At 58.9% G+C, this 7,625-nt stretch carries 8 protein-coding genes; 2 read left to right on the forward strand and 6 right to left on the reverse strand.

What is annotated here, in order from left to right; genetic code table 11:
• The 4 genes from ACEQWH_RS03345 to ACEQWH_RS03360 all read right to left on the reverse strand — a co-directional run.
• A partial coding sequence (locus ACEQWH_RS03345; RefSeq protein WP_370228298.1) for an indole-3-glycerol-phosphate synthase occupies positions 1-574 on the reverse strand: 574 nt, incomplete at its 3' end.
• Positions 571-1,245 carry a uracil-DNA glycosylase gene (locus ACEQWH_RS03350; RefSeq protein ID WP_370228299.1) on the reverse strand — a complete coding sequence of 225 codons (675 nt, stop codon included), beginning with the start codon at positions 1,243-1,245 and terminating at the stop codon, positions 571-573. The genes ACEQWH_RS03350 and ACEQWH_RS03345, both read right to left, overlap by 4 nt.
• On the reverse strand, positions 1,245-2,267 hold the full coding sequence (gene trpD, locus ACEQWH_RS03355; RefSeq protein ID WP_370228300.1) for an anthranilate phosphoribosyltransferase: 1,023 nt from the start codon (positions 2,265-2,267) through the stop codon (positions 1,245-1,247). The genes ACEQWH_RS03350 and trpD overlap by 1 nt, the downstream gene beginning before the upstream one ends.
• On the reverse strand, positions 2,264-2,845 hold the full coding sequence (locus tag ACEQWH_RS03360; protein ID WP_370228301.1) for an aminodeoxychorismate/anthranilate synthase component II: 582 nt from the start codon (positions 2,843-2,845) through the stop codon (positions 2,264-2,266). The genes trpD and ACEQWH_RS03360 overlap by 4 nt, the downstream gene beginning before the upstream one ends.
• Positions 2,846-3,009: 164 nt before the next feature.
• Here ACEQWH_RS03360 and ACEQWH_RS03365 point away from each other — a divergent pair, with 164 nt between their 5' ends.
• The gene (locus ACEQWH_RS03365) at positions 3,010-4,422 is read left to right on the forward strand and encodes a divergent polysaccharide deacetylase family protein (RefSeq protein ID WP_370228302.1); all 1,413 of its coding nucleotides are present in this window, start codon (positions 3,010-3,012) and stop codon (positions 4,420-4,422) included.
• 4 nt (positions 4,423-4,426) lie between these two features.
• Here the strand turns inward: ACEQWH_RS03365 and ACEQWH_RS03370 are convergent, their stop codons facing one another.
• A complete protein-coding gene (locus ACEQWH_RS03370; RefSeq protein ID WP_370228303.1) occupies positions 4,427-5,323 on the reverse strand; it encodes a LysR family transcriptional regulator in 897 nt (298 codons plus the stop codon).
• An 86-nt stretch (positions 5,324-5,409) separates the two neighbouring features.
• On the opposite strand from ACEQWH_RS03370, the gene ACEQWH_RS03375 reads away from it, so the two are divergent.
• Positions 5,410-5,955: a hypothetical protein gene (locus ACEQWH_RS03375; protein ID WP_370228304.1), complete on the forward strand. Its 546-nt coding sequence runs from the start codon at positions 5,410-5,412 to the stop codon at positions 5,953-5,955.
• 46 nt (positions 5,956-6,001) lie between these two features.
• Here ACEQWH_RS03375 and trpE read toward each other — a convergent pair whose 3' ends face one another.
• Positions 6,002-7,513 carry an anthranilate synthase component I gene (trpE, locus tag ACEQWH_RS03380; RefSeq protein WP_370228305.1) on the reverse strand — a complete coding sequence of 504 codons (1,512 nt, stop codon included), beginning with the start codon at positions 7,511-7,513 and terminating at the stop codon, positions 6,002-6,004.
• Positions 7,514-7,625 lie beyond the last annotated feature (112 nt).

A 7,625-nucleotide genomic window follows, 5' to 3' on the forward strand; every position in this document is an offset into this window, starting at 1 on the left:
TGTTGATGCCCAACAGCGGAGATTTCAAGTCCATCGCGCGGTCCAGCTCTACACCATCATGCACTTCGATCAGAACATCCATGTTCCACTCAAACGCGGCAGCCTCAAGCTCGGCGGCCTGTGTGTCGCTGACCGAAGCCATAATGATCAGGATACAGTCGGCCCCCAGAGCGCGCGCTTCGGCCACCTGATAGGTGTCATACATGAAGTCCTTGCGCAGCGCGGGCAGGCCGGTGGCGTCGCGTGCCATCGTCAAAAACTCTTTTGCGCCCTGAAAGGACGGGGTGTCTGTCAGCACCGACAAACATGTGGCGCCGCCGTCTTCATAGGCTTCGGCGATGTCTTCGGGATCAAAGTCCGGCCGGATCAACCCTTTGGATGGGCTGGCTTTTTTGACTTCGGCAATCAGACCATAGCCCTGACGCGAGGCCTTGAAGAGCGCGCGTTCAAATCCGCGCACCGGGCTTGCGGCACGGGCTGCGTCTTCGACGTCTTTAAGAGATTTCGCCTTTTTGTCGGCGGCGACTTCCTCAAGTTTATAGGCCTTGATTTTGTCCAGAACAGTTTCGGTCATTCTTGCGTCCAATTGATCGGTTGCTCACCTCGTTCCCTAAGCCAGTCGTTGATCCGTGAAAAGGGCTTTGACCCAAAGAACCCACGGCGCGCCGACAAAGGCGAAGGGTGTGCGGTTTCTATCATCAAGTGAGGGCCGGGGTGAATATGTTTCCTAAGATTTTGCGCCTGTTTGCCCCAAAGGACAAAGGCCGTCGGCCTGCACGAGACCTCGGCTAGAACTTCATGGGCAAGCTGTTGCCAGCCAAGATCTTTGTGGCCGTTTGCCTCGCCTGCAGGAACGCTCAAGACTGTGTTCAGCAGCAATACGCCTTGCGCTGCCCATGCGCGCAGATCGCCAGTTTTCGGATGGCTGCCCAGATCGTCTTCCATTTCCTTGAAGATATTGGTCAGACTTCGGGGCAGGGGGCGCACGTCGGGGTCGACTGAAAAGGCCAGCCCGTGCGCGTGGCCCGGGGTTGGATAGGGATCTTGGCCCAAAAACACCACGCGCACCTCAGACGGAGCACAGGCAGACAGGGCCGCGAAACGCTGATGATCGGGTGGGAGAATCCGGCGCGGATCGTCCGCCAATTGCGCGGTGATCTGCGGGTAGTGGGTTGTGAAGAAAGCCAGATGGCGCCACGCCCGAGGTGCTTCGGAGCGACCAGAGGGCGCGGAGCTTTTGGTCATTATGCAGCCTCGGACGTAATCCGTGCCAGCGCCTCGACTTTGGATTTCGCTGCGCCGCTGTCGATGCTGTCTTGCGCCTTGGCGACGCCGTCCTTCAGGGTGTCGACCGCATCCGCCACCAAAAGGGCAGAAGCCGCGTTCAGCAAAACCGCGTCGCGATAGGCGCTCTGTTGCCCTGCCAAAAGCGCACGAAAGGCGTCCGCGTTGTCCTCGGGCGTGCCGCCGACAATCGCCTCAAACGGATGCACGGGCAGGCCTGCCTCTTCGGGATGCAGCTCGAAATCGCGCACAGAGCCGTCGGCCTCTAATGCCGAGACCCAGCTGACGCCAGTGATGGTCAGCTCGTCCGTGCCATCAGATCCGTGCACCAGCCAAGCTTTCTCGCTGCCCAGCCGTCCGAGGGTCTCTGCCATGGGGCGGATCAGATCTTTTGTGAACGCGCCGGTCAGTTGGCGTTTCGCACCGGCTGGGTTGGTCAGCGGGCCGAGAATGTTGAAAATCGTGCGCGTGCCCAATTCTGTGCGGGTCGGCATGACATGTGCAATTGCCGGATGGTGCATCGGGGCCATCATGAACCCGATCCCCGCCTCATTCAGCGCGCGTTCCACAACGGACGGGCCAACCATGACGTTGATGCCCATCTGACTTTGCAGGTCCGAAGTCCCTGATTTTGATGTCAAATTGCGGTTGCCATGTTTGGCAACAGGCACCCCGGCGCCTGCAACCACAAAGGCCGTCGCGGTCGAGATGTTCAGCGTGTGTTTGCCGTCACCCCCTGTGCCGACGATGTCCATGGCACCCGCAGGCGCTTTGACCGGTTTGCACTTTGCGCGCATGACGGCGGCTGCAGCTGCGTATTCATCCACGGTTTCCCCGCGCGTGCGCAGCGCCATCAACAACCCGCCGATCTGACTGGGGGTTGCTTCGCCGTTAAACAGCACCTCGAAAGCGGCCTCGGCCTGATCGCGCGTGAGCGGGCCGTTGGCGGCCGCATTGATCAGCGGTTTGAGAGCGTCGCTCATGCTGGCACCTTCATCATATCAAGGAAGTTCTGCAGCAAGGCATGGCCATGCTCGCTGGCGATAGACTCCGGGTGGAACTGGACGCCCTCGATGGGCAGCTCTTTGTGCCGCAGGCCCATGATCGTGCCGTCCTCAAGCTCTGCCGTGATCTCTAGGCTCTCGGGCAGGGTTTCACGCTCGACCACCAATGAATGATAGCGGGTCGCGTCAAACGGGGTTGGCAGACCTGCAAAGACACCTTTGCCTGCATGGTGCATCTTGCCCATCTTGCCGTGCACAATGTCATGGCAGCGCACGACGTTGCCACCGAAAGCCTGGCCAATCGACTGGTGGCCCAGACAGACGCCCATCAGCGGTGTTTTCGTCTCGGCCGCCGCCTCAACCAGTGACAGGCAAATGCCGGCCTCGTTGGGTGTGCAAGGGCCCGGTGACAAGAGAATCCCTGCGGGTTTCATCGCCATCGCCTCTTGCGTGTTGATCGCATCGTTTCGCCAAACCTGCACATCGGCACCAAGTTCGCCCAAATAATGCACTAGGTTGTAGGTAAAACTGTCATAGTTATCGATCAAAAGCAGCATGATGTGGCCCGCTTACAAAGTTTCTTAAGAACAGGGTAGGAAGAACCCGCCCGGTCGCTGTATACATGGTCTGGCTTGGCCCGTAGGGTCAAGGGGGCGGGGGCAGTTGCGCATCCAAAAAAAGGCCAAAAGGCCAAAAAACAAGGCACGAAGGACTTGGGCGAATGATACGCGGGATTTTGATTGGATTTCTGGGCGGCGGGGCTATTGGTCTTGTCTTTGCAGCCGTGGTGTCCTTGGTGTCGCCATTGCCTGCGCGTATTGAACTAGACAGTCAGGCTGCCGCGCAGGTGTCAGAGCCGCGCGCAAGCACCCAGCCTGGGCTTGCAACGCCGTCTGAAGCCGACGCACCTCTAGAGGCCGAAACTATTGCTGTTGCGCCCGCGCAGTCCGAAGGCGAGGGCACGCCTTTGGCTGATCGCGCCTCTGCGCCGCGACCAACGCCTGCTGATGTGGCCGAAGTCGAAGGTGCGCCATTGGTCGAAGAGGCCGCGGACGTGAGCGTAAGCGCGCTTGAGCCTGTATTGCCTGTTCCGCAAGCTGACGCGATCGCCACCCCGTCTGACGAGCTGGACGACGTTGAAATTTCGCTGCGCCCTGTTCAAAGACCACAGGTGGTTGCGACAGAAACGGCGACTCTTTCGGCCCCCAGCGTGTCCGCGTCCCCAAGTGCGCCGACGACAATCAACGTGCCGATTGAAACCACCCGCGCTGATGTTGCACCCGATGACCTTGGTGTCACCCCGCCTGCGGTGATCGAGGAAGAAAATGGCGTTCAGACCTCGCTCTTGCAGCCGGCCACAGAACTTGACGAAGCCTTTCCTCAGCTGACGTCAACGCGATTGCCGACCGTCGGTTCGTCGCAAGTGGCCGCAGATGCCTCTGGTGTCGGCGACAGCTCTCCTCTGGTGCAATTCGCGGCAAAATATGAACGTGTGAACACGCGTCCGATCCTGTCTGTCGTTCTGATTGACGAAGGCAAAAGCGATCTGGACCTGACCATCCTGCGCGATTTTCCGTTCCCGTTGAGCATTGCGGTTAATCCCGCGAACTCAAACGCGGTCGAGCGGGCGCGGCAGTTCCGGTCCCTGGGGATGGAGGTTCTGGCCGTTCTGGAACTGCCCGAAGGCGCGAAACCCGAAGACGTAGAGGTTAACTTGGCAACAGGCCTGACCGGATTACCGGAAAGCGTCGCCATTCTGGAAGGCGGCTCGATCGGGCTTCAGGAAAGCCGCGAAGTCTCGGATCAGGTCATTTCCTTTGTTAAGGCCTCGGGCCACGGTCTGGTGATGTTGCCAAAGGGCTTGAACACCGCGCAGAAAATGGCGGCTCGAGACGGTGTGCCCTCGGTGACCGTGTTCCGCGACATCGACAGCAATGGGCAAACCGAAGTCGTGATGCGTCGTTTTCTGGACCAAGCCGCTTTTAAGGCGCGTCAGCAGGATGGCGTTCTGATGTTGGGGCGTCTGCGTCAGGACACACTGGCGGCTTTGGCGGTCTGGACACTGGCAGATCGCGCGTCGACCGTTGCGCTTGCGCCTGCATCCGTGCTGTTGCGCGCGCAGACCGAGGGGTAAGCGCTCAGGCCTTGTCCTGTACGCCTGTGATCAGTTGTTTCTGCTTGTTCAGCTCTGCCACCAGAAAACGGATGAACGTGCGCACCCGTTCTGATGTGCGCAGATCGGGGTGCGTCAAAACCCAGACCGGGCGGCTGGCCAGAGGTTTGGTGTTTGGCACCCGCACCAGACCGTTGATCTGATCGCCAAAAAAGCAGGGCAGGCTGGCCATGCCGAGGCCCGACAGCGCCGCCTGTGCCTGATCTTGCAGGTCGGTCATTTGGTGGCGCACGGTGGCGTTTGGAAAGGGGCTGTTCTTAAACCACGCCATCGCGCTGTCTGATGTGCCGCGCCCGATCCATGTTGCGTTGGTCTGATCGCCCTCAAACCAGTGGTCGTTCAGATAGTCCTGCGAGGCATAGGCGCGCTCCCCGAAATCAGGCAGTCTGCGGCCCACCAGTGAGTCGTTGGGGTTATATTGCGCCCGAAAGGCGACATCTGCTTCGCCTTTCATCAGATCCTCAAAGGCATAGGTCGACTTCAGCACGATTTCGATCCCCGGATACCGGCGCGTGAACGCGGCGATGATGGGCACCAGCATGACATGCGACAGAAGCGGTGGGGCGGTGATGCGCACTTCACCGGACAGCACCGTATCCAGATTTGCTGCAACACGTTGAAATCCAAGAACTTCGGATTCGACCTTTTCGGCTTGTTCAAAGACCTGCTGGGCCATTTTCGTAGCCAGCAGACCCTCACGTGAGCGGGTGAAAAGAACCGCGTTCAAACAGGTCTCAAGCTCTGTCAGATGACGCGACACAGTCGAATGGCTCATCCCCAGCTCTGTCGCTGCCGCCCGCACCGAGCGTCCGCGATACAGCGCGAGAAAGACATTCACATCGTTCCAATTCAAGCGGTCCATTTTTGGACCATACACCCCGAAATTTCGGAATTTCAATGCAATTTGCGACCACGTAGCCTGCGTTCAGTTCGAAACAGGAGGAACCTATGACAGTTCAATTGAACCTCAAGGCTGACCACATTCTAGAGTTTGCCTTCGGCAAAGTGACCGCCGGACAAGAAGCGTGGATGTTTGGCGAGTACTTTCCCGCCGCGGCCCCGATTTTTGCCGACTATGACATGGTGCGGCTGGGTGGATTTGCCGTCTTGGGCACGAATTTTGATGGGGTCACACCGGATACAGGGGCCTGGACGGGCTGGCGGTCCGCCAACCATCGCGCCGACCTGCACAAAGACCCGCGATTTGTGCCAATGATCCCAAAGCGCGACGCCGCGATGGATGTGTTTTCAGACGGGCATCTGTTTGAGACGATGGACGAGGTGATCACGCTAAACAGCGATCAGGATTACGCAGTGATCTTGTCAGCGGCGGCTGTCGAGGCCCCGATCTTTGCGCTGCAAATGGTGCCTGAAACTGTTTCCAAAACCTATCTGGGGCGCAGGTTGTATTTGCGACCGTGGTCTGCCGCCGATGATGCGTTGATGCAGCAGTCGCCCGACGAGGTTCTGGTGCTGCGCATTCGGCCCCAGTAGGACTACGGTAAAAGGCAAACGCCGCCGGCCTGGCGGCGTTGTCGCTCTAGTGGTTGCCACCGTCCTCAAACCGTCCGGCGTCTGCGGCGGCGCGCCGTATGGCGTTGGATTTATGGACAGTTTCCATATATTCGGCTTCGGGATCGCTGTCATAGACAACGCCACCGCCCGCCTGAATATAGAGCTTCTGATCTTTCACGATGGCTGTACGCAGCGCGATACACATGTCCATATCGCCGCCCGCGCTAAAATAGCCGACACCGCCACCATAGATCCCGCGTTTTTCGGGTTCCAGCTCGTCGATGATTTCCATCGCGCGCACTTTCGGAGCCCCAGATACGGTGCCCGCAGGCATGCCTGCAAAAAACGCACTAAGGGCGTCTTGGTCTTCGTGCAGCTCGCCCACGACGTTGGACACGATATGCATCACGTGGCTATAGCGTTCGATGATGAATTCTTCGGTCGGCTTCACAGTGCCAATCTTGGCGACACGTCCCACGTCATTGCGCCCCAGATCCAAGAGCATCAGGTGCTCGGCCAGCTCTTTCTTGTCCGCCAGCAGATCCGCTTCGTTTGCGCGGTCTTCCTCGGGCGTTGCGCCGCGCGGGCGGGTGCCAGCAATCGGGCGAATGGTCACTTCGTTGCCAAACACTCTGACAAGGATTTCCGGGCTGGCGCCGACCACCTGATAGGGGCCGAAGTTGAAATAGAACATGAAGGGCGACGGATTGGTCCGGCGCAGGCTGCGATAGAGCGAAAATGGGGCCTGCGGAAAGTCATGGGTCCAGCGTTGCGCTGGCACGACCTGAAAGATGTCGCCGGCTTTGATATAGTCTTTGGCCTTGTCCACCGCGGCCATATAGCCGTCCTTGGTGAAATTGCTGACAGGCTCTCCTACGACCGCCTCAGCACCCAGATCGCGGCGCACCTGAGGCATCGCGCGTTCCAGGTCGCGCACCGCGTCCATTACGCGTTCTGCGGCTTGGGCATAGGCCGCTTTTGACGACTGCCCGTCGCTGACCCATGCGGGCGAGACCACGGTAACCTCGCCTTTCACGCCATCCAGAACAGCCACAACAGAGGGGCGCATCATGCAGGCGTCAGGCAGACCCAGTGGGTCTGGATTGATGTTGGGAAGATGTTCGACCAGACGGATCATGTCATAGCCAAGATAGCCAAACAGCCCGGCCGACGCCTGAGGCAGATCGTCGGGCAGATCAATTTTGCTTTCGGCAATCAGCGCCCGAAAATTCGCGAGGGGGTCGCCGTCTTGGTCCTGAAACGCATCCGCATCAAACCGCGCCTCACGGTTAAGGCGGCTTGTGGTACCGTGACACTGCCAGAGCAAATCAGGCTTCATGCCAATGATTGAATAGCGCCCACGGACTTCGCCGCCGGTCACAGATTCAAGCATAAAGGCGTCTTTCTGCGCGCCTGTCAGTTTCAGCATTAGTGAAACAGGCGTATCCAGATCAGCCGCAAGCCGCGCATAGACGACCTGATTTTCGCCTGCGTCGTACCCTTTTGCGAAATCGTCGAAAGTGGTGATGAGTGCCAAAGTGTGGCCCTAACTTTATTGCAGATGGCTGTGAACAGAGTTCAGAGCGTTTTGATCGATATTGATGTCGGCATTCAGGCGGATCTGGGTGCCGTAGGCGGCCAGAATTTCC

The organism is Cognatishimia sp., assembly GCF_964229375.1.
Taxonomy (GTDB): Bacteria; Pseudomonadota; Alphaproteobacteria; order Rhodobacterales; family Rhodobacteraceae; genus Cognatishimia.

Bases quoted from the DNA above. Each gene is read 5' to 3' on its own strand.
- ACEQWH_RS03350 (WP_370228299.1), bottom strand. From the start codon at position 1,245: ATGACCAAAAGCTCCGCGCCCTCTGGTCGCTCCGAAGCACCTCGGGCG.
- trpD (WP_370228300.1), bottom strand. From the start codon at position 2,267: ATGAGCGACGCTCTCAAACCGCTGATCAATGCGGCCGCCAACGGCCCG.
- ACEQWH_RS03360 (WP_370228301.1), bottom strand. From the start codon at position 2,845: ATGCTGCTTTTGATCGATAACTATGACAGTTTTACCTACAACCTAGTG.
- ACEQWH_RS03365 (WP_370228302.1), top strand. From the start codon at position 3,010: ATGATACGCGGGATTTTGATTGGATTTCTGGGCGGCGGGGCTATTGGT.
- ACEQWH_RS03370 (WP_370228303.1), bottom strand. From the start codon at position 5,323: ATGGACCGCTTGAATTGGAACGATGTGAATGTCTTTCTCGCGCTGTAT.
- ACEQWH_RS03375 (WP_370228304.1), top strand. From the start codon at position 5,410: ATGACAGTTCAATTGAACCTCAAGGCTGACCACATTCTAGAGTTTGCC.